Here is a 21,665-nt window from a genome sequence, read left to right on the forward strand (position 1 = left end):
GTCAAAAAACGTCTGCAAACATAACACGTTGGAACCTATCCCCCAAGAGGTGCAAGGCCTGCCGGGGTTTGCAGCCGTGCCAGCCCAGACAAGTGATCCCGCAGATCGGGCCAATCCTGCGCCCTCTTGCATCTTGATCACACCGCCCGCATAAATCACTGATGACTCTTCTCAGCCTTCCGGACCCGGTTCTGGGCGCGTTCCACCCCGCCGTCAGTGCCTGGTTTCACAGCACATTCCCGGCGGTGACGGCCGCGCAGGCGCAGGCGTGGCCGCTGATCAAGGCGCGGCGTTCGACCTTGATCGCCGCGCCCACCGGCTCCGGCAAAACCCTGACCGCCTTCCTTGCGGTACTCGACGATCTGGTGCATCAGGGCCTGAAGCATGGCGGCGAGCTGCCAGACCAGACGTTTGTGGTCTACGTGTCGCCGCTCAAGGCGTTGTCCAATGACATCCAGATCAACCTGCAGAATCCGCTGACCGGCATCACCGAACAATTGGCGCGCATGGGCCTTCCCGAACTGCGCATCAGCACGGCCGTGCGCACCGGTGATACGCATCAAAAAGAACGCACGGCGATGCGCAAAACCGCGCCGCATATTCTGGTGACCACCCCCGAATCCCTGTATGTGTTGCTCGGTTCGGACTCAGGTCGGCGCATGCTCGCCAGCACCCGTACAGTGATCGTCGATGAAATCCACGCAATTGCCTCAAGCAAACGCGGCAGTCATCTGGCGTTGAGCCTGGAGCGATTACAGGCGCTGTGCCCCGAGCCGTTGCTGCGCATCGGTCTGTCCGCCACGCAAAAACCCATCGAACGCGTCTCACGCTTTCTAGTGGGCAGCGATCCAGTCGAACGGCCCTGCGCAATTATCGATATCGGTCACGCCCGCCCACGCGATTTGGGGATCGAGGTGCCACCTGTGCCACTGGGCGCGGTCATGGCCAACGATGTCTGGGAGTTGGTGTACGACCGCCTGGCGCAACTGGCCCGCGAGCATCGGACCACGCTAATTTTCGTCAACACCCGGCGCATGGCCGAGCGCATGGCCCGGCACTTGAGTGAGCGTCTTAGCAAACACGCCGTCGCCGCACACCACGGGAGCATGGCGAAAGAACATCGACTGGACGCCGAACAACGCCTCAAGCGTGGCGACTTGCAGGTGCTGATTGCCACTGCATCGCTGGAGTTGGGCATCGATATCGGTGACGTCGATCTGGTCTGCCAGATTGCATCGCCACGCTCCATCTCGGGGTTCCTGCAACGGGTCGGCCGCTCCGGGCATCAGGTCGGCGGCACGCCAAAAGGCCGCTTGTTCGCCACGTCACGCGACGACTTGATCGAATGCACCGCACTGCTCGATTGCGTGCGGCGTGGCGAACTCGACACCGTGATCATCCCCCACGCGCCACTGGATGTGTTGGCGCAGCAGATCATCGCCGAAGTCAGTTGCCAGGAATGGCAGGAGCAAGCGCTGCTGGACATGATCCGCAAGGCCTCGCCCTACGCCACCCTTGATGACCAACATTATCAGGCGCTGCTGCGCATGCTCGCCGAAGGTTACAGCGGCCGTCAGGGCGTACGCAGTGCCTACCTGCACCGCGACGCGTTGACTCGCACCCTGCGCGGGCGACGTGGCAGCAAACTGACCGCTATCACCAGCGGCGGCACGATTCCGGACAACGCCGATTACAGCGTCATACTGGAACCGCAAGCCCTGAACATTGGCACGGTGAACGAAGACTTTGCCGTGGAAAGCATCGCTGGCGATATCTTCCAGCTGGGCAATACCTCATACCGCATCCTGCGCATTGAAACCGGTCGGGTGCGGGTCGAGGATGCGCAGGGCCAGCCACCGAACATCCCGTTCTGGCTCGGTGAAGCACCGGGGCGCAGTGCCGAGCTGTCGTTTGCCGTGGCGCGCCTGCAAGCGCAGATCGATGAGCTACTCAGCGCCAGCCCCGGCGATCTACAGCCGTGCATCGACTGGCTGATCGGTACCCTCGGACTCGATCTGGCCAGCGCCGGGCAAGTGGTCGATTACCTGGCGCGAGCCCGCCTGGCGTTGGGCGCCTTGCCGTCGCAAGACACCCTGATCATGGAGCGTTTCTTCGATGAGTCGGGAGGCACGCAACTGATCATCCACACGCCGTACGGCAGCCGCGTCAATCGCGCGTGGGGCCTGGCGTTGCGCAAACGCTTTTGCCGCACCTTCAATTTCGAGCTGCAAGCCGCCGCCAGCGAAGACGCTATCGTGCTGTCGTTATCGACCAGCCACAGCTTCGAGCTGGATGAGGTTTGGCGTTATCTGAACGCCAACAGTGCCGAGCATCTGCTGATTCAGGCCGTACTCGATGCGCCATTGTTTGGCGTGCGCTGGCGCTGGAACGCCAGCACCGCGCTGGCCCTGCCGCGCTACGTCGGAGGACACAAGGTCGCGCCGCAAATACAACGGATGAAAAGTGAAGACCTGATCGCGACCGTGTTTCCCGATCAGATCGCGTGCCTGGAGAATGTGGTCGGTGAACGTGAAATCCCCGATCACCCACTGATCGAACAAACCCTCGACGACTGCCTGCACGAGGCCATGGACTGCGAAGGCTGGCTGGCGCTGCTGCGGCGCATGGAACAGGGCCAGGTGCGGTTGATCAGCCTTGACCTCCCCGCGCCCTCGCCCCTCGCGGCGGAAATTCTCAGTGCTCGACCTTACGCCTTTCTTGACGATGCACCCTTGGAGGAGCGCCGCACGCAGGCGGTGCTCAACCGGCGCTGGAGCGACCCGCAATCAACCGATGACTTGGGCGCACTGGACGCTGACGCGATTGTTGCAGTGTGTGAGGAAGCATGGCCGCAGCCGCAAAACATTGATGAGATGCACGAGGCGTTGATGAGCCTGAGTTGCATCAGCGGTGCCGAAGCACGTCAACATCCACACTGGCTGGCGTGGCTGGAAACCCTGGCAACTTCCGGGCGCGCAACACGCCTGCAGGTCAGCCCCGAGCATGCGTTGTGGCTGACACTGGAACGTTTGACGTGCCTGCGCGCGGTTTATCCACAGGCAGAAATGCATCCGTCGTTGCAGGCGCTGCCCGGTTTCGATGACCGCTGGAACGAAGACGAGGCCACGCTGGAAGTCGTTCGGGCGCGCCTCGGTGGCTTAGGCCCGTTACCGCTGCATGAGATCGCCGAGCCCCTGGCCTTGCCCATCGCCAACGTGGCACAGGCGCTGGCTCGACTGGAAGGCGAAGGGTACGTGCTGCGCGGACGATTCAGCCCCGGCGCGACCGAGGATCAATGGTGCGAACGCCATCTACTGGCGCGCATTCATCGCTATACCGTCAAACGCTTGCGCCGGGAAATCGAACCGGTGTCGCTACAGGATTTTATGCGCTTTTTATTCGACTGGCAGCACCTGTCCAGCACCACCCGCAGCCAGGGAAAAGCCGCATTGCCCGAGATCGTGAATCAACTCGAAGGCTATTCGGCGGCTGCCAGCACCTGGGACAGTGACATTCTTCCGGCCCGACTCAAGGACTATTCGCTGACCTGGCTCGACGAGTTGTGCCGCTCGGGCAAAGTGGTGTGGACGCGATTGGCGCCGCGCAATAAAGCTGGCGCTGCAGCATTGCGCAGTACGCCTATCGTGCTGCTGCCCCGAAACCAGGTGAATCTGTGGAGTGAGCTGACCGAGCAGCCTTCGCCTGCAGCGTTATCCCTGCGAGCGCAGAAAGTTCACGCAGCATTGGTCAGTCATGGCGCACTGTTCTTCGATGAGCTGCTGCACGAAGCCCATCTACTGCGCACCGAACTGGAAACCGCATTACAGGAGTTAGTCGGTGCCGGGCTGGTGAACGCCGACAGCTTTGCCGGCCTGCGCGCCTTGATCACTCCCGCCAGCAAACGCTCTGCACACACCAGCCGCCGCAACCGTGGCGCGTTTATTGGGGGCATGGACGATGCCGGTCGCTGGGCCTTGCTCCGCCGTTCACCTACGCCAGCCCCCAGTGATAATAGCCCTCGACCGCAACAGACTGCCGCGCCGACCCTGGAACATATCGCCATGACCCTACTGCGCCGATACGGCGTGGTGTTCTGGCGCTTGCTGGAGCGCGAGGCCGATTGGTTGCCCAGCTGGCGCGAACTCTTGCGCACCTTCCATCGACTGGAAGCACGTGGCGAGATTCGAGGGGGGCGATTTGTCAGTGGCCTGGCGGGCGAGCAGTTCGCCTTGCCTGAAGCCATTCCGCTGCTACGGGAAATCCGCAAACGCCCGCTCGACGGTAGCCTGATAAGCCTGTGCGGGGCCGACCCACTGAATCTGGTCGGCACACTGTTACCCGGCAGCAAAGTCCCGACACTGGCCGGTAACCGCCTGATCTACCGCGATGGCATCCCGGCAGCAGCGATCATTTCCGGTAAACCACAGTATTGGTTGGAGCTGGATTCGGTGACGGCGGCACAGATAAGGGATCGGTTGTTGCACTAACCCAAGCGTCTAGGTCACCGCCGGACTCTCCGAGCCATCACCGTTGGTCACTGTCGGTTTGGGCGGCACAGGCGGTTCATCCGCATTGGCTTCAGCATGCGGGCTCATCACCACCTGTGGAAACGTCTGGGCGAAGCGCACATCTGGGGTTTTATCCACAAGCTTTTTCAACCGTTCGTTGAAGGCGCGACTCACGCTGTATTGGCCGCCCGACACAGTGCGAAATTGCGCGGTCAGCACAACGCCATTGAGGTCCATCCGATCCAGGCCAAACACTTCCAGCGGCCCTTGCAGATTGCCCTTGAGTAACAGGTCGTCGCTGATCGAACCCCCTGCCTCGCGAATCAACGCGGTGGCAGAGTCGATGTCGGAATCGTAGGTGAACTGGATGGCAAAAAAGGCATACGCAAACTGACGCGATTGGTTGGTCACGGCTTTGATCTGACCGAACGGCACCGAGTGCACGAATCCTTTGCCGTCGCGCAGGCGCAGGGTGCGGATGGTCAGGCTTTCCACCGTGCCGGAGTGGCCTGAGTCGAGCACCACCCAATCGCCGATGGAAATAGTGTCCTCAATGATGATGAACAGCCCAGTGATCACGTCCTGCACCAACTGCTGCGAACCGAAACCGATGGCCAGGCCAACCACCCCGGCACCGGCCAACAGCGGCGCGACGTTGATCCCTAGATTGGCCATCGTGGTGATCGAGCAAATCACCACCAGGATAATTTTTATCGCGTTGCGCAGCATTGGCAGAATGGTTTTTATCCGGGTGCTGGGCTGGTGCGCAGAGCGTTTGTTGAGCGGTGGTTTCAGGGCTTCCTGAATCGCCGTGTCGAGGACTACCCACAACAACCAGGTCACCAACAGAATCAGGCCAATGCTGCTGAGCGAGTCACTGATCACCCGGCCGACCGTGTTGCGTTGGGCGAACTCGAACAGCGAAAAACCCCAGATCCGCCCGAGCACCTCAATGAACGCGACCGCGAGCGCAATCCGCAGCACGGCATGACACAGACTCAGCAAGCGCTCTTTGTAGACATGCCCACCACGCTCGGCGGCATCGGCCGGTTTGAACAGGTGCTGGAACACCGTGCTCAAAAATACCGTGGCAATCAGCAATACAGTGGTCAGCAGGGCACAGCGCAGGGCTTTCTGGCTGTCTTCGCCAGCACCGATCAGATGGATCGCCGAAACCAGAATCATCAGCAGGATCGGCAAGTACCAGAGGCCGGAAAAAATCTTCAGCGATTCTTGCAGCGCCGGTTGGTGCAGGCGGCCACTCAAGGATCGATTACAAATCAGATGCGCCACCGGCCGACGCAGCTTGATCACCAGCATGCAGAACACCACCGAGGCGAACAGTCCGGTAAATACCGCAATGCTGCTGGTGACGTTACTGCCTAACTGCCGGGAAATCTGCGGGCTGGTCAACGCGTCGCTCAGGGCCGCGAGAAAACCGATCAGAAACAAAGGCCGTGGGCTGTATTGGCGAATGATCTGTACCGCAGCGCGTTTGTGCCCGGAATTGAACATCACGATCACGCACAACAACACCGAGGTCGAAACAATCCCGCTGCTGGTCGCATAGGCAAAACACAGCGCCAACGCACGCCCCACCGACGCCGACATGAAGTGACTGACATACAACGTCAGCGGCAGGCTGATCACCGCCGGAAGGGTGTAGGGCACCAAGTAGTTCAACAGCGCCTGGACCCGGTAGCGCTCAATAAGAACCCGATGCCGATTGAGGCGCGAGGCTATAAAGCGGCCCAGTGAAAACAGAATCGCGAACGCACCTATCCACACCGCCGACAACATCAGGAAGTCCCCGGCGATACTGACGTTCGAACGTGAGGAACGCTGATTGACCAGATTGTCTATCTCGTCGGCGGCTCGGCCCGCCCGCAAACGCCAGGAGTCGACCAGATCGTTATTCAGATCAAGTTGGCCTTGGACGTTATCAATACTGGAACTGATGGCGCCGAGCAAACCGCCTTGCACCAGAATTTCCGGAGGTATCGGGGCTGCAGGAGCCGGCGCGATGCTGGCAGGCGCCGCAGGGGCCACGGTCGCCGCAGGGGCAGGGGCAGGGGCAGGGGCAGCCGAGGCCGGCGCTACGGCAGGCGCATCAGCGGCCTGGAGGTTGAAAGTGCCCGCGCAAAACAGGATGCACAACAGCGTCACAGTCTTGAACTTCAACAAAGCGCGGCTCCCCCTTCCATTTGATTATCCAGTGAGTATGAAGCTTCTAGACACTGATCGACATTTACCCTGCAAGTTCGTTTTACTCGCAAAGTGAATCCACCTGCCGATAGAGCCGGTCGATCATGCAGTCACCAATAGCTATTGGATAAAAAATGGCCAGCCTTCTAGGCTCTGGATACTCAGACCCTGCACGACGAAGGTCAATCCAACATCGCGCTCTTGAGCCCAGAGCAACGAGGTGCAATTGTCAGACCGGATCTTGATGGACAGCTTTTCTCGCAAGGTCGATTACCTGCGAATATCAGTGACCGACCGTTGCGATTTTCGCTGCGTCTATTGCATGGCCGAAGACATGGAGTTCCTGCCGCGCCAACGCATTCTCACCCTCGAAGAGATATACCAACTGGCCGAGCGCTTCGTTGCGCTGGGCACGCGCAAGATTCGCCTGACCGGCGGCGAGCCATTGGTGCGACGCGGGGTGGTCGACTTGTGTCGGCAAATCGCCGCACTGCCCGACTTGCGCGAGCTGTGCATGACCACCAACGGCTCGCAACTGAGCGCGCTGGCGGGCCCCCTGTTCGACGCCGGGGTCAACCGGCTGAATATCAGCCTCGACAGTTTGAACCCCGAACGCTTTCGTGAGCTGACCCGCACCGGCGATCTGACAAAGGTCATTGCCGGAATCGACGCAGCGAACGCGGCGGGCTTTCGGCGCACCAAGCTCAACTGCGTGGTCATGAAAGGCCGCAACGATCACGAGATCAACGACCTGGTCAGCTTTGCCATCGACCGTCAGCTCGATATCAGCTTCATCGAAGAAATGCCGCTGGGCACCATCCTTGAGCACAGCCGCGCAGAATCGTTCTTTTCCAGTGATCAGGTCCGCGAACTCATCGCCGAACGCTACACCTTGATCGACTCGACGGAATCGACCCAAGGCCCTTCGCGTTATTGGCGCCTGGCTGAAGCACCTGATATTCGTCTGGGCTTCATCTCGCCACACAGTCATAATTTCTGCGCGACCTGCAACCGTGTGCGCTTGACCGTGGAAGGCCGCTTGCTGCTGTGCCTGGGTAACGAACACTCGGTCGACCTCAAGGCCGTGTTGCGCGCTCATCCGGGGCAGCCGGAGAAGCTGGAAAAGGCCATTATCGACTCGATGCAGATCAAGCCCTACCGCCACAACTTCGACATCAATGACGAAGTTCAAGTTGTGCGTTTCATGAACATGACCGGAGGCTAGCGGGTCCTGTCTGTTCTCAATCGCTTCAATTGCTCCAGGACCCTCAGTCCATGATTGTCAGACCCAAACCGAACCTGCTGCAGATCCTGACGTCACTTAAAGGGTCCATCGCAAAGCACATCGTTGTTCGCAGCTTGCTGGTCACCCTGTTGGCCTCGGCCATCGTATGGGTCGAAACGCTGCACCCCGCCTATTTTTCCCGCGTCAGTGCCACGCCCTTCACGCTGCTCGGGCTCTCGCTGTCGATTTTCATGAGTTTCCGCAACACCATGTGCTACGACCGCTGGTACGAGGGGCGCAAGTTGTGGGGGGAAATGATCATGGACATGCGCTCAATGATCCGCGAAACCCAGGTCATTAAGGACCTCGCCGAACGCGGGAGTATTCTGCGTAATCTGTGCGGCTTCTCCCATGCCCTGAACGCCCACCTGCGCGGGGAAGACGAGTTGGCTGAGGCCCGCCCCTGGCTGGACTTCGCGCCAGCGCCCAGCACCCCGAATATCAGTGAACGCATCCTGCGTCACGTTGGCCAACAATGTTCTGATCTGGCCGTGGCTGGCAACATCAGTGAATGGCGCTACACCCTGATGGAAACCCGCCTGAGCAACCTGACACGCACCCTCACCGCGTGTGACCGGATCAAAACCACACCGCTGCCCTTTCCCTACACACTGCTCCTGCACCGGACGATTTATCTGTTCTGCATCCTGCTGCCCTTCGCCATGGCCGAGCCTCTGGGCTGGATGACACCTGTTTTCACCGCGATCGTCAGCTACACCTTCTTCGGGCTCGACGCCATTGGCGATGAACTGGAGGACCCATTTGGTCGCAACGAACACAACCTGCCTACCGATTTTATTGTGCGAACCATTGAGCGTGAAGTGCTGGACGCGCTGGGTGAGACCGATCTACCGCCCGTGCTCGAACCTGTGGATTACGTACTGAGCTGACTGGCGCCTTGGCACTGTCCATGGGATCGTCGCCGTATCAATTTTTTGAGTGCTGCGCATGAACGCTTCATCGAATGACCACGCAGAGCAAGGTGTGCCCTGCTCGATTCTGCTGCTGGCCGGTGGACGCGGGCAGCGCATGGGCGGGCAGGATAAAGGGCTTATCCTGTGGAACGACCGGCCCTTGATCGCTTATGTGCACGACGTTGTCAGGCCGCTGACCGATGACTTGATCATCTCCTGCAACCGCAATCAGGATCGCTATCAGGCATTTGCGGATCAGTTAGTGGGCGATGAACAGCACGACTTTCCAGGACCGCTGGCCGGGGTCCTGGCGGGGCTTTCGGTGGCGCACCATGCCTGGGTGCTGGTTCTGGCGTGTGATGCGCCGAGGATTGATCGCCCGCTGATCGAGCAGCTATTGAGCCGTGCAGGCCTGACGTCTTCACCGTTGATGGTGCGACAGGCCGGGCAATGGCAACCTATGTTCAGTGTGATCCCCACGTCCTTGCTGCCTGAGTTGCGCAAGCGCTGGGACCAAGGGGAACGTAGTTTGATGCGGGTGTTATTGGCACATGATTTACAGGCGCTTGACTGTGCGCCCGATGATCTGCGGCTGACCAACTTTAACACCCCGGACTTGCTGACCTGACCGCCTGCGGGCAGCGAACATCAACCCAGCTCGGCCAAACACTTTTCCAAGATATCCAACCCTTCATTGAGCACATCAAGCTCGGTGGTCAGCGGCGGGAGCAGGCGGATGATATGCCGGGCCTTGCCGCTGGGCATCAGCAGCAGTCCATTGTTTCTGGCGGTTTCAAGGAGCGTGGCCAACTGGGCTGTTGCGGGCTTTCCTTCCGGTGTGATCAGCTCGATCCCGCGCATGGCGCCGACCCCGGTCAGACGCCCAAGGAAGGGCGACAATTTGCTGTCAAGCCAACCCTGATAACGACTCATGATCGCGTGTTCTTGTGCTTCGCCCCACGAGGACAGATTGGCGTCAGTCATCTGGTCCAGGGTGGCCAGGCCCGCAGCACACGCCATTGGATTGCCCGAATACGTGCCGCCCAACCCGCCTTTGGGCAATGCATCCATCAAAGCCTTTTTACCAACTACCGCGCCGAGCGGCATACCGCCAGCGATGCTTTTCCCCAACAGAAGCAAGTCTGGCTCGATGCCCAGCCGGGAGAATGCAAAGCGCTGGCCGGTGCGTCCAAACCCTGACTGGATCTCATCGATGATCAGCAGAATGCCTTTTTCATCGCAGAACGCACGCAAGGCTTTGGCAAACTCGACGTCCAACGCAAGGAAGCCGCCTTCGCCCTGGACCGGCTCCAGAATGAAACAGGCTACCTCTTCAACGTCGATTTCGACGCTGAACAATCGATCCATGGCGCTCAACGCTTCTGCGGCGGTGACCCCGTTATCCTTGCTCGGGTAAGGCAAGTGATACACCGGCCCCGGCAGCACGCCGACCTTTTGTTTGTAAGGTGCTACTTTGCCGTTGAGGTTCAGGGTCGCCAGCGTTCGCCCATGAAATCCGCCATCGAAGGCGATAACCGCCGTGCGTCCTGTGTAAGCACGAACAATCTTCAGCGCATTTTCTGCAGCCTCGGCACCGCTGTTGGTCAGCATGCCGACGACCGGATAACTGACTGGAATGAACGCCGCGAGCCGTACCATGAATTGTTTGTAAGGCGCGTGGGGTACAGCGTTGAAGCAGTAATGCGTCAGCTTGGTCGCTTGCTCGCGGATGGCGTCGACGATACGCGCGTTGCAATGCCCCAGGTTCAACACACCAATGCCACCGACAAAGTCGATGTAGCGCTTGCCGTCGTCATCCCACACCTCGGCGTTCTTGCCGTGATCCAGGGTGATGGGGTGGACCCTGGATATCGAACCGCTGATTGATGCGCTGCTCATACAGAAAATGCCCCGTAGAAAATTCCTCGGCCATATAAGCGAGGAATGCTTACGCGTCACAAGCGAAATAAAATCGCGGGGTTATTCCTGATTTTCGGGATGTGCCGTGGCGACCCAAGACCTGCGGCCTTCACGAGGATCCGCGAACGGGTCAGCCACCGAATACTTGCGAAGGACTGCGCAGGGTCGGGTCGAACGGGTTGATCTTCGGCCCGATGGCTGCTGCCTCGCGCTTGAGCAACTCCACGACCGTTGGCAACCGGTCCGGCCCCAACCGCTCGCTGAGTGTCGCCACGCTGAGCGCGGCCACGGCATGCCCATCGCGGTTCAGAATGGGCACGGCCAGACCGGCCATGCCGGGCAACGCCCCGGTGTTGCGAGCCGCATAACCCAGGCGACGAACACTCTCCACCTCCGAACGCAGGAACACCTCGTCATACAGGTGGAAGTCCTTGAGCCTGGGCAGGTTGTAGCGGATCACAGTCTCGCGCTCTTCTTCAGGCAGATACGCCAGAATCGCCAGGCTGCCCTGACCCACTCCCAAGGCCACGCGCCCGCCAATGTCACCGGTAAACGTGCGAATCGGATACGGCCCTTCGCTGCGATCCAGACAGATCGCATCGAAGCCACTGCGCGCCAGCAAAAATAGCGAATCGCCCAACGAAGCACTGAGCCGGAGCATGGAGGGCCTGACCAGATCACGCAGGTTGCCGGTATTCCCCGCGCGGGCGGCCAAGGCAAAGAACTCCAAGCTCAGGCGGTAGCGCTTGCTGCGCCCATCCTGCTCGACCATGCCTTCTTCCATAAGGCTGCGCAGCAGACGATGCGTGGTCGGTTGCGACAAGCCGACCTGCTGCGCCAATTGGGTCACCCTCTCACCACCGTCGGGGGCCGTGCCGAGCATTCGCAGCACGGCGAAGAGCCTTGAGACGCCACCGACGCCCACTTCTTTCACCTCTTTATTCCGATCAGTGGAATTCATTTATCAAAATCCTTCATGGAAATTTGCTGACTGAATGAAAGTGAAAAAATACTCCTTTCAGTGAAATTCGCGCTTTCGTCCATCCTAGGCTTCGTCCTAATCTGAGTCCACAGGGGCGAATCGAACAATATTTGGCAGCCGACTCAGATCGAGCGCCAGCGCACCCGCAGCACCCCTTCGCATCTGCCCATTACAAAAAAGCGTGTTTCGACGCGCCCTATAAATACAGGTGGAACGCAGGCATGGCTTTTCTCCAGCTCGAAGGTCTCAGCAAACGCTACGGTGCAATCGACGCCGTCGTCGCCACACATCTGGCGGTGGAAAAAGGCGAGTTCGTTTCTCTGCTCGGCCCTTCCGGTTGCGGCAAGACCACCACCCTGCAAATGATCGCGGGTTTCGTCGACGCCACCGCCGGACGCATCATCCTGGACGGCCGCGACATCACCGACGCCAAACCGAGCAGCCGTGGCCTGGGGGTCGTGTTCCAGAGCTATGCACTGTTCCCGCACATGACCGTGCGCGACAACGTTGCATTCGGCCTGCGCATGCGCAAGGTCCCGGCAGCCGATATCGCCCGGCGAGTGGCCACGGTGCTGGATCTTGTGCGCCTGGCACCGCATACCGACCGCTATCCCCGCGAGCTGTCCGGTGGTCAGCGCCAGCGCGTGGCCCTGGCTCGCGCCCTGGTGATTGAGCCGCCGGTGTTGTTGCTCGATGAACCGCTGTCCAACCTCGACGCCAATCTGCGCGAAGAAATGCAGTTCGAAATCCGCCGCATCCAGTGCGAAGTCGGGATCACCACCTTGATGGTGACCCATGATCAAGCCGAAGCGCTGTCGATCAGTGATCGCGTGGTGGTGATGCAGGCGGGGCGCGTGACCCAGATCGACGAGCCGTACAAGCTCTACGAACACCCACGCACGCGTTTCATTTCCGGCTTTGTCGGCAAGGCCAACATGCTCGCAGGCGACTTCGATGACGCCGGTTGCCCGCAAGTACGCCATAGCAGCGGCGACGGCGAGCTGACCCTGAGCCTACGCCCGGAAAAAATCGACATGCTGGACACCGGCAGCGGCCGTCTGCAGGGGCGCATCCTGGTCCGCTACTTTCTGGGCAGCCAATGGCTGTATCGCATTGCAACCGACTTGGGCGAATTGACCGTGGTGCGCCGCAACGACGGCAGCGCGCCGCTGGTCGAAGGCACCGCAGTCGGGCTCGACTGGCAGGCCGAACTGTTGCGCGTACTGGCTGCCGACGAGGTGCATGCATGAGCGCCCTTGCGGCGATGCGTCGGGGCGGACGCGGCTACTTATTGTCGACGCCAGCGATGGCGTTGTTCGTGTGCCTGTTGATCCTGCCGCTGTGCCTGACACTCGCACTGTCATTCAACGTCTTTGATTACCAGCTCGGCGTGAAGAACGACGCCTACACGCTCTCCCACTACATCGATCTGTTCAGCGATTCGTACTTCTACGAGATTTTCTTTCGCACGTTCTGGATCAGCGCGCTGGTGACCCTGCTGTGTGTGCTGATCGGCGTGCCCGAGGCCTACATTCTCAGTCGCATGGGCACACCGTGGCGCTCGATTTTTCTGATCCTGATCCTGACCCCGCTTCTGATTTCAGTGGTGGTACGGGCTTTTGGCTGGAGCCTGTTGCTCGGTGCCGACGGCTTGATCAACCAGGCGATTCAAGCGCTCGGCGGGCGCCCGGTAAAACTGCTCTATACGCCGTTCGCGGTGGTCATCGCCCTGGTGCATGTGATGCTGCCGTTCATGATCATTCCGATCTGGACCTCGCTGCAAAAACTCGACCCGGCCGCCGAACAGGCCGCGCTGTCCCTCGGTGCCAGTCAGGCCAAGGTCATGCGTTTGGTGGTGTTGCCCCAGGTGATGCCCGGCGTGCTTTCGGGGACCCTGATCGTGTTCGGCCTGTCAGCCAGCTCATTCGCCATCCCCGGCCTGCTCGGCGGGCGACGTCTGAAAATGGTCGCCACGGTGGTCTATGACCAATACCTCTCGGAGCTGAACTGGCCCATGGGCGCGACCCTCGCCGTGGTGCTGCTGTTAGCCAACCTGCTGATCATGCTGAGCTGGAACCGCATGGTCGAAGGTCGCTATAAAAAAACGTTGGGGGAATAAGGCATGTCTAAAAACGGTCCTCTGTCGCTGGGATTTCATACGCTGGTGGTGCTGTTCATGATGGCGCCATTGGTGGTGGTGTGCCTGGTGGCCTTCACCCCGGAGAACACCTTGAGCTTGCCGACTTCCGGTTTCTCTCTGCGCTGGTTCAGGGCGGTATTCGAACGCGCAGACTTTATCCACGCGTTCTACAACAGCTTGATCCTGGCCTTCGTCGCCGCAACCCTCGCGACCTTGATTGCAGTGCCTGCCGCGCTGGCGATTACCCGCCACACATTTCCCGGCCGTGACTTTTTCAACGGCCTGTTCCTGTCGCCGATCATCATTCCGCACCTGGTACTGGGCGTGGCGATGTTGCGCCTGTTCGCGCTGATGGGCGTCAACGGCAGCTTCTTCTGGCTGATGCTGGCCCACGTAGTGATCATCACCCCGTACGTGTTGCGCCTGGTGATCGCCGCAGCCATCGGGATTGATCGCAGCGCCGAGCAGGCCGCCGAATCCCTTGGCGCCAGCCGTTTTACCCTGTTTCGTCAGATCACCTTGCCGATGATTCTGCCGGGGGTAGCTGGTGGCTGGCTGCTGGCGTTCATCAACAGTTTCGACGAGGTCACCCTGTCGATCTTCGTCAGCTCACCCGCGACCCAAACGCTGCCGGTGCGCATGTATGTGTACGCCACCGAATCCATCGACCCAATGATGGCAGCTGTCTCGGCGCTGGTCATCGCCCTGACCGCAGGCACCATGATTCTGCTCGACAGGGTCTATGGCCTGGACCGGGTTCTGGTCGGTAAACATTGAGGGGGGGCACTGAGATGGCGTTGTTCAAACGACTGGCCGAACTTGATCGTCCACGCCTGGCTTTTACCCTCGACGGTCAGCCGGCCAATGGCTTGCAGGGAGACACCCTGTTGACCGCCGTATTGACCTGTGCCGAGCACGTGCGCGGCAGCGACTTCAGTGCCGAACCGCGCGCGGGCTTCTGCATGATGGGTGCGTGCCAGGATTGCTGGGTACGCCTGGGCGACGGCCGCCGCGTGCGCGCCTGCTCAACCTTGCTCGAAGCAGGCCAAGACGTCAGCCGTGAACCAGGGCGCAGGCCATGAGCGAACATAAGGTGGTCATTGTCGGTGCCGGCCCGGCAGGGATTCGGGCCGCGCAAACCCTGCTGGCCCATGGGGTCAAGCCTTGCCTGGTGGACGAAGCCCCGCGCGGTGGCGGGCAGATTTATCGGCGCCAACCCGCGAATTTTCAGCGTTCGGCACAGCAAGTGTACGGCTTCGAGGCCTCGAAAGCCGACGCGGTCCATCGCACCATGGATGAGCTGGCAGCGCAGATCGACTACCGCCCTGAAACACTGGTGTGGAATGCCGAAAACGGCCGCCTGGATACCCTGCACAATGGACACGCCAGCGGATTGGAGTACTCACGAATCATCGTCGCCACTGGCGCCACCGACCGCGTTCTACCGGTGCCGGGCTGGACCTTGCCGGGGGTATACACCCTGGGCGCCGCACAGATCGCCTTGAAATATCAGGGCTGCGCCATCGGTGAGCGAGTGGCCTTTTGTGGCAGCGGCCCCCTGCTGTATCTGGTCGCGTATCAATACGCCAAGGCTGGCGCCAAGGTCGTGGCAGTGCTCGACAGCGCCCCCTTCAGCGCCCAATGCCAAGCATTGCCTGCTTTGATCGGTCAGCCCGGCACCTTGGCCAAGGGCCTGTATTACCGCAGTTGGTTGACCGCTCACGGTATCCCGGTGCATCAGGGCGCAACACTTGAACGCATTGACGGCGAACAACGGGTCAGTGCTGCGCTCTGGCACAAAGGTAAGCGCCAACAACGCCTGGAGTGTGATGCCATCGCGTTCGCCCACGCGTTGCGCAGCGAGACGCAACTGGCCGATCTACTGGCCTGCGAATTCCTCTGGAGCGCATTGAACCGTGCCTGGTTGCCACGTCGCGACAGTGCCGGGCGCAGCAGTGTTGAAGGGGTATACCTGGCGGGCGACGGTGCCGGCATCATGGGCGCTGACGCCGCAGAAATGGCCGGAGAGCGTGCCGCCCTGGCGCTGCTCGAAGACAGCGGACACAACGTCGACAGCGCGCGCGGTACACATCTGGAACACAAACTCGCGGCCATCGAACGCTTTCGGCATGGTCTGGAAACAGCGTTCCCCTTCCCAACACATTGGGCCGCTGAAGCGCCCGATGAATTGATCCTGTGTCGCTGCGAAGAGGTCTCGGTCGGCGACGTGCGGACAGTGGTCGATGAGGGTCATTGGGAACTCAACCGGGTCAAGGCCCATTGCAGGGTTGGTATGGGCCGGTGTCAGGGCCGAATGTGCGGCGCGGCAGCGGCAGAAATCGTCGCCCAACGCAGCGGCCGGGCGCTGGACAGTATCGGTCGGCTGCGCGGTCAGGCACCGATCAAGCCGTTACCGTTCGGCGTGGAGATCGAGCCATGAGCGCAGTGATCGAAACCGATGTGGTGATTCTCGGCGGCGGCATTGTCGGTGCGTCGGCAGCCTTGATGCTCGTCCGCATGGGCAAGCGCGTGGCACTGCTGGAGCGTGACTTTTGTGGCTCACATTCCAGTGGTGTGAACTACGGCGGTGTGCGCCGTCAGGGTCGACCGCTGAGCCAATTGCCATTGTCCCAACGCGCCCACCAGATCTGGGGCCGCTTGCATGAACTGATCGGCATCGACGGGGAGTACGTGCGCTCAGGGCATCTCAAGCTCGCCCGCAGCCATGAAGACATGGCCGCGCTGCAGGCCTACGCCGAGGACAGCCAAGGCTTTGGCCTCGGCCTGCAACTGCTCGACCGTGCCGAGTTGCGAGCACGCTTCCCCTGGGTCGGCGATGTGGCAGTCGGTGCCTCGCTGTGCCCCGATGACGGCCACGCCAACCCACGACTCGTCTCTCCGGCCTTTGCCCGCGCCGCGCAACGCTTGGGCGCGCAAGTGTTCGAGCAGGCCAACGTCATCGACGTCGCGCACGATGGGCAGATGTTTCAGGTGCGTAGCGCCAAGGGTTTAACGGTCCGCGCACCATGGCTGCTCAACTGTGCGGGTGCGTGGGCTGGCACCCTCGCCGCCAAGTTCGGCGAACCGGTGTCGATGCAGTCAGGGCATCCGGCGATGCTCGTCACCGAGCCATTGCCCATGGTCATGGATGTGAGTACCGGCGTGGAAGGCGGCGGGATTTATGCGCGCCAGGTCGCACGCGGGAATTGCGTACTGGGCGGCGGCCAGGGGTTCGCGTTAGGCCCGGAGTCGGCTCGCCCTGGACAGGCCGCCGTGCTGGATATCCTGCGCAACGCCGCCGAGCTGTACCCCTTTTTGACAGGCGCTCAGGCGATTCGTACCTGGAGTGGCACCGAAGGTTATCTGCCCGATCGCGAACCGGTGATCGGCGCCAGCACCACTCAACCCGGCTTGCTGCATGGCTTCGGCTTTGCCGGTGCCGGTTTCCAAATCGGCCCGGCAGTGGGTGAAGCCTTGGCCGAGTTGGTCTGTACCGGCGGCACAACACAACCCATCACAGCGTTTTCCATCAGCCGCTTTCAACCCGCCGCGTTTACGCCAAACCGGTCGCTGCACGCGGGGACCGTCATTCAATTGCCTAGAGGAAGGTCACTTCAATGAAGAACGTCAAACGTATCGCCCTGTCTTGTCTACCCTTGGCCAGCCTGCTGCTCACGGCACCGGCGCATGCCGAACCGACGCTGTATCTGGGCATGAACGGCGGCACCATGGAACGCGTCTATGCCGACAAGGTTTTGCCGGCTTTTGAGAAGGCCAATAACGTCAAGGTGGTGATCGTACCCGGCACCTCTTCTGACATTCTGGCCAAGGTCCAGGCCAGCAAGGACAACCCGCAACTACACGTCATGTTCCTCGACGACGGCATCATGTACCGCGCCATCTCCATGGGCCTGTGCGGCAAGCTGCAGCCAAGCGCGGCGCTGGCAGACATTCCGGCCAAGGCTCGGATCAAGGAAGAAGCCGCAGCAGTAACCCTGGGCGTCACCGGCCTCGCCTACAACACACGAATGTTCAAGGAGAAAGGCTGGAGCGCTCCCACCTCGTGGATGGACATGGCCGACAGTCGTTACAAGGACAAAGTAGTCTTCCAGTCCCTGGCTTCGTCGACCTATGGCCTGCACGGCTTCTTGATGTTCAACCGTATCCAGGGCGGCAGCGAAACCAACGTCGAACCGGGCTTCAAGGCCTGGCCGAAAACCGTCGGCCCCAACGTACTGGAATACATCGCCAGCTCAGCGAAGATTTCCGAAATGGTGCAAACCGACGAAGCCGCCCTCTTCCCCCTGACACCGACCCAGGTCTCCACCCTGAAACTGCTCGGCGTGCCGGTTGAATACGCACAACCCAAAGAAGGTGCGGTGGTACTCAACGTCGCCGAATGCACCATCGCCAACAACAACCAGCCCGAGCTCGCGCAAAAACTCGCCGCCTACCTCCTGAGCCCGGAAGCGCAGGCCCCGGCACTGGAAGAAGGCGACCAAATCCCCTCCAACCCAAAAACCCCAACCACCGATAAAACCCGCAGCCAGGTCGCAGCGATGAACGCATACCTGGAGACGGCCATCTCGATTGATTGGGATCAGGTTAATCAGCAACGCCCGGAATGGAATGCGCGCTGGAGCCGGACGATCGAGCGGTAGAGAGCAACACCATGTAAGAGCGCGCTTGCAACTATGCGTCCCGCCGCGATCGGCTAACAGAGTCGGAAAAGTAGTGGATTCACTATCGCACCGGGCAGAGCCGATTTATCACGAGCAAGCGCGCGCCTACACGTCACTAAGTTCTATATAACCTCACTTCCGATGACAGCGGGATCATCCTCACCTAATAACTCAACATACTCATAGAACACTCAGCCGGAGAAAAACCATTACTCATCACTGCGCCTCGTATTCAACCCGCTCCTTGTACGGCACGTATAGCCGCCTTGAGTTCCCGTTCTGAACATACGTAGAATCTGTCACCCTTCTGATAAAGTATTTTTGTCGTCAACACGGCAACTGATGTGTCAGACATCTCAAGCCGATAATGTTTGTCGAAGTATAATTTTGGTGAAAGCAGACTCTGGTTGGCCCATTCGTCCAGCAGGGCGGCACACACCATACATAGAATGCCAGCCTCAATCATGGACCCACGATTGAGGCTGATCAGATGCGAAATCATTGTGCTGAGCTTTGAATCAAAAATGATAGCGGTAGGGCTTACAAAGAAGCCTGTCAAACCAAAAGCAATAATTACAAAGCCGATAGCGTACAAAAAACGCCACGGACAACAGGCACGATCAAAATAGTCAAGGTAGTTCCGTTCAAAACCCTTTACTTCAAAATATCCTGGAAACTCAGAAACACGAACCTTAATTAGGCCACCTCTTGCCCACTCCATTTCCAACCGCCGCCTAAAAAAAGAAAATCATAGCAAATGGCTGGTTTATAGCGACACATCTAATTATTAAAAATAATTTCCAGGAGTATTCCCACATGAACCAATCCATCAATCCATGTTGACATAATTAGCAATTAACAACTTGCGCAGTAAGTGGCGCAGTACTTTAAGTAACCGTATAACTCAGTCATCCAGAAAACCAAACCGAAACCTATTCGAGTAGGGCGGCTCCCACCGGTAGATGGAGGTCAATGAATCGCAGACATGGGCTACGCACAAACCAAAAGGCCCGTAGCGTTGGACGCTACGGGCCTTTTTTACAGCTGAGGAGCTATATCCTAAAATGGTAGTAGATATAAGATTGTTAACAACAAAGAAAAAACAACAAAAAACCATTAACTATCAATAGATTACAGGTTACAAGCTTCGCTAAAATCAGAAAAATGTAAAGTTAGCGTCAGCGTGACGAAGATCTTCGGCAATTACATCCAGATGAATGGTTGCACCGTCCGTAACGGACTTCATAAATCTTAAAACTGGAAGCCCACCTCTCAGCTTTGGCGAACCTATGAATAGATAGTTTACCTTTGCGTGAAAAGTAGCAGATGCCCTTTACTATGGGCGTCATACTAGTCGTAGGTCACCGATGAAGAGGTTAAGGCTCTACTCCTATGATCACCCAGGCAAGTGGGATTAGGCCATCGACCTAGAAATTGGCGATGCAACTCCCGTATGTTCACGTCGACAGTACGTAAGCGACCCATAAACCCCACATACCGTTAGATGGGCTTTACGTTTACCTTGGCATCTCTGGCGAGCAGTTCCATGGCAATAGCGCTTCGTAGTCGGCCACCGACTGCGCATGCGGCAGTCGTTCCAGTACGTGGCGCAGCCACGTATAGGGCTCTTGGCCGTTGACCTTGGCGGTCTCGACCAAGCTGTAGATCTGGGCACTCGCGTTGGCGCCCTTGGGTGTGTCGCTGAAAAGCCATGCTTTGCGGCCTATTACAAACGGTTTTATTGCGCGCTCAGCCCTGTTGTTGTCTATCGGTAAAAAACCAGCCTCCACGTAACGTTCCAGCCGGCTCCAGTTGCTGGCCAGATAACTGACGGCTCGGCCCAGCACGCTCTGCGGCGTAATCTGGGGATGTGTTTTCTCCAGCCAGCTTTTCAGTTGCGCCAGGACCGGCAAACTCTTTTCCTGCCGACCTGCCAAGCGGTGCTCATCGCTCACGTCTTTCAGCTCACGCTCGATGCCGTACAGCTTGTTGATCATCGTCAGCGCTATATCGGCACGGCCAGTTTTGCCTTTGGGTTGCACTTTTTGCGCTTCGACGAACTTGCGTCGAGCGTGCGCCAGACAAGCCAGCCGCGTAACGCCCGGTTGCGCGGCCAAGGCGTTATAGCCTGCGTAATCGTCCGTCATCACGTAGCCGCGATAACCTTCGAGCAGGCGTAAAGGCACCTCCTGCGCACGGCTGGTCGTGTAGTCAAACAGCACCACTTTTCGATCCGGCGGACCACTCGCCTGCACCCACATCCAGGATTGGCTGGTCGGGTCTCGACCTGGCTCTTTCAGCACTTGCACCCGCGTTTCATCGCAGTGGATGACGGGACTTTCCAGCAACCGAACCCGCATCAAATTGAGCAAAGGCTGCAAGTGTTCGCCGCATTGAATAACCCAGCGCGCCAATGTCTGTCGCGGGATATCCACGCCGTGCCGACTCAGCACCGTCTCGAAGCGATGTAACGGAAGACCGTCGACATACTTGGTGGTCAGCAGCATCGCAAGGACACTGGGGCTGGCCATGCTCTTTTCAATCAACTGCGCCGGTTTGTCGGCAGTGACCGGGGTGGTTTCACAGCCACGACACCCGTAAATTTTGCGGATGTGTTTGATAACGCGGATCTGCATCGGCACGATCTCCAGCTGTTCGCTGGTTTCTTCACCGATGGTGTGTTTGCGGCAACCGCAGACACAGGTCAGTTCGTGTTCGGGCAGTTCGTGGATGATTTCAATGCGCGGCAGGTCGGCAGGCAGTGGTTTACGTTTGCCACGGCGTTTGGTTGGGGCAACGACTTCTTCGTCAGACTCTTCGCTGACCGGAACCACGATGCTTTCGGGCTCATTGAAGAGCGCGAGTTGCGGCGCCTGCGGATCGACTGTTTACTCGGACTTTCGACCGAACAATCGGTCGCGCAACAACTTGATCTGTTCTTTCAGATCGACAATCTGGCCCTTGTCTACTTGACGCTCACCGAGCATTTGCACAAGCATTTGCTTGAGCAGAACCGGATCATCAGGAAG

At 59.3% G+C, this 21,665-nt stretch carries 15 protein-coding genes and 1 pseudogene; 11 read left to right on the plus strand and 5 right to left on the minus strand.

The genetic code is table 11. From position 1 onward, the window contains the following. Positions 1 to 161: 161 nt before the first annotated feature. Positions 162 to 4,487, plus strand: coding sequence for a DEAD/DEAH box helicase (locus QN399_RS24705; protein WP_330201820.1), 4,326 nt, complete (start codon positions 162 to 164; stop codon positions 4,485 to 4,487). 9 nt (positions 4,488 to 4,496) lie between these two features. Here QN399_RS24705 and QN399_RS24710 read toward each other — a convergent pair whose 3' ends face one another. Further along, complete coding sequence (locus QN399_RS24710) at positions 4,497 to 6,692, minus strand: mechanosensitive ion channel domain-containing protein (protein ID WP_330201821.1); 2,196 nt, start codon at positions 6,690 to 6,692, stop codon at positions 4,497 to 4,499. 247 nt (positions 6,693 to 6,939) lie between these two features. Here QN399_RS24710 and moaA point away from each other — a divergent pair, with 247 nt between their 5' ends. The 3 genes from moaA to mobA are packed head-to-tail and all read left to right on the plus strand — an operon-like array spanning position 6,940 to position 9,540. Further along, positions 6,940 to 7,938: a GTP 3',8-cyclase MoaA gene (gene moaA, locus QN399_RS24715; protein ID WP_322182313.1), complete on the plus strand. Its 999-nt coding sequence runs from the start codon at positions 6,940 to 6,942 to the stop codon at positions 7,936 to 7,938. Between the two features lie 50 nt (positions 7,939 to 7,988). Further along, on the plus strand, positions 7,989 to 8,888 hold the full coding sequence (locus QN399_RS24720) for a bestrophin family protein (protein ID WP_322182316.1): 900 nt from the start codon (positions 7,989 to 7,991) through the stop codon (positions 8,886 to 8,888). A gap of 58 nt (positions 8,889 to 8,946) precedes the next feature. Next, positions 8,947 to 9,540 carry a molybdenum cofactor guanylyltransferase MobA gene (mobA, locus tag QN399_RS24725; RefSeq protein ID WP_322182318.1) on the plus strand — a complete coding sequence of 198 codons (594 nt, stop codon included), beginning with the start codon at positions 8,947 to 8,949 and terminating at the stop codon, positions 9,538 to 9,540. Between the two features lie 20 nt (positions 9,541 to 9,560). On the opposite strand, the gene QN399_RS24730 is transcribed toward mobA, so the two are convergent. Both QN399_RS24730 and QN399_RS24735 read right to left on the minus strand, forming a co-directional pair. Beyond that, positions 9,561 to 10,811: an aspartate aminotransferase family protein gene (locus QN399_RS24730; protein WP_322218231.1), complete on the minus strand. Its 1,251-nt coding sequence runs from the start codon at positions 10,809 to 10,811 to the stop codon at positions 9,561 to 9,563. A gap of 151 nt (positions 10,812 to 10,962) precedes the next feature. Then, positions 10,963 to 11,793 carry an IclR family transcriptional regulator gene (locus QN399_RS24735; protein ID WP_330201822.1) on the minus strand — a complete coding sequence of 277 codons (831 nt, stop codon included), beginning with the start codon at positions 11,791 to 11,793 and terminating at the stop codon, positions 10,963 to 10,965. Between the two features lie 242 nt (positions 11,794 to 12,035). On the opposite strand from QN399_RS24735, the gene QN399_RS24740 reads away from it, so the two are divergent. From QN399_RS24740 to QN399_RS24770, 7 genes are read left to right on the plus strand one after another with little or no spacing between them, the layout of a single operon-like run. Then, positions 12,036 to 13,064 (plus strand): ABC transporter ATP-binding protein, encoded by a 1,029-nt coding sequence (locus tag QN399_RS24740; protein ID WP_330201823.1) that lies wholly within the window; start codon positions 12,036 to 12,038, stop codon positions 13,062 to 13,064. After that, a complete protein-coding gene (locus tag QN399_RS24745) occupies positions 13,061 to 13,933 on the plus strand; it encodes an ABC transporter permease (protein WP_330201824.1) in 873 nt (290 codons plus the stop codon). Before QN399_RS24740 ends, QN399_RS24745 begins: the two co-directional genes overlap by 4 nt. A gap of 3 nt (positions 13,934 to 13,936) precedes the next feature. Beyond that, entirely contained in the window at positions 13,937 to 14,731 is a 795-nt protein-coding gene (locus tag QN399_RS24750) for an ABC transporter permease (protein ID WP_330201825.1), read from the plus strand. 14 nt (positions 14,732 to 14,745) lie between these two features. Next, positions 14,746 to 15,036, plus strand: coding sequence for a (2Fe-2S)-binding protein (locus QN399_RS24755; protein ID WP_322182331.1), 291 nt, complete (start codon positions 14,746 to 14,748; stop codon positions 15,034 to 15,036). Beyond that, complete coding sequence (locus tag QN399_RS24760; protein WP_322182335.1) at positions 15,033 to 16,394, plus strand: FAD/NAD(P)-binding oxidoreductase; 1,362 nt, start codon at positions 15,033 to 15,035, stop codon at positions 16,392 to 16,394. Before QN399_RS24755 ends, QN399_RS24760 begins: the two co-directional genes overlap by 4 nt. Then, positions 16,391 to 17,575 (plus strand): FAD-dependent oxidoreductase, encoded by a 1,185-nt coding sequence (locus QN399_RS24765; protein ID WP_322218242.1) that lies wholly within the window; start codon positions 16,391 to 16,393, stop codon positions 17,573 to 17,575. The genes QN399_RS24760 and QN399_RS24765 overlap by 4 nt, the downstream gene beginning before the upstream one ends. Next, entirely contained in the window at positions 17,572 to 18,615 is a 1,044-nt protein-coding gene (locus tag QN399_RS24770; RefSeq protein WP_322182339.1) for an ABC transporter substrate-binding protein, read from the plus strand. The genes QN399_RS24765 and QN399_RS24770 overlap by 4 nt, the downstream gene beginning before the upstream one ends. A gap of 253 nt (positions 18,616 to 18,868) precedes the next feature. Here the strand turns inward: QN399_RS24770 and QN399_RS24775 are convergent, their stop codons facing one another. Then, positions 18,869 to 19,357: a hypothetical protein gene (locus QN399_RS24775; protein ID WP_322182341.1), complete on the minus strand. Its 489-nt coding sequence runs from the start codon at positions 19,355 to 19,357 to the stop codon at positions 18,869 to 18,871. A gap of 796 nt (positions 19,358 to 20,153) precedes the next feature. Continuing rightward, positions 20,154 to 21,665 (minus strand): annotated as a pseudogene (locus tag QN399_RS24780) (IS66 family transposase); the annotation flags it as partial.

This window comes from Pseudomonas sp. 10C3 (assembly GCF_036346185.1).
Taxonomy (GTDB): Bacteria; Pseudomonadota; Gammaproteobacteria; order Pseudomonadales; family Pseudomonadaceae; genus Aquipseudomonas.

Bases quoted from the DNA above. Each gene is read 5' to 3' on its own strand.
- mobA (WP_322182318.1), top strand. From the start codon at position 8,947: ATGAACGCTTCATCGAATGACCACGCAGAGCAAGGTGTGCCCTGCTCG.
- QN399_RS24720 (WP_322182316.1), top strand. From the start codon at position 7,989: ATGATTGTCAGACCCAAACCGAACCTGCTGCAGATCCTGACGTCACTT.
- QN399_RS24755 (WP_322182331.1), top strand. From the start codon at position 14,746: ATGGCGTTGTTCAAACGACTGGCCGAACTTGATCGTCCACGCCTGGCT.
- QN399_RS24740 (WP_330201823.1), top strand. From the start codon at position 12,036: ATGGCTTTTCTCCAGCTCGAAGGTCTCAGCAAACGCTACGGTGCAATC.
- QN399_RS24760 (WP_322182335.1), top strand. From the start codon at position 15,033: ATGAGCGAACATAAGGTGGTCATTGTCGGTGCCGGCCCGGCAGGGATT.
- QN399_RS24775 (WP_322182341.1), bottom strand. From the start codon at position 19,357: ATGGAGTGGGCAAGAGGTGGCCTAATTAAGGTTCGTGTTTCTGAGTTT.
- QN399_RS24705 (WP_330201820.1), top strand. From the start codon at position 162: ATGACTCTTCTCAGCCTTCCGGACCCGGTTCTGGGCGCGTTCCACCCC.
- QN399_RS24765 (WP_322218242.1), top strand. From the start codon at position 16,391: ATGAGCGCAGTGATCGAAACCGATGTGGTGATTCTCGGCGGCGGCATT.
- QN399_RS24730 (WP_322218231.1), bottom strand. From the start codon at position 10,811: ATGAGCAGCGCATCAATCAGCGGTTCGATATCCAGGGTCCACCCCATC.
- QN399_RS24735 (WP_330201822.1), bottom strand. From the start codon at position 11,793: ATGAATTCCACTGATCGGAATAAAGAGGTGAAAGAAGTGGGCGTCGGT.
- QN399_RS24770 (WP_322182339.1), top strand. From the start codon at position 17,572: ATGAAGAACGTCAAACGTATCGCCCTGTCTTGTCTACCCTTGGCCAGC.
- QN399_RS24750 (WP_330201825.1), top strand. From the start codon at position 13,937: ATGTCTAAAAACGGTCCTCTGTCGCTGGGATTTCATACGCTGGTGGTG.
- QN399_RS24745 (WP_330201824.1), top strand. From the start codon at position 13,061: ATGAGCGCCCTTGCGGCGATGCGTCGGGGCGGACGCGGCTACTTATTG.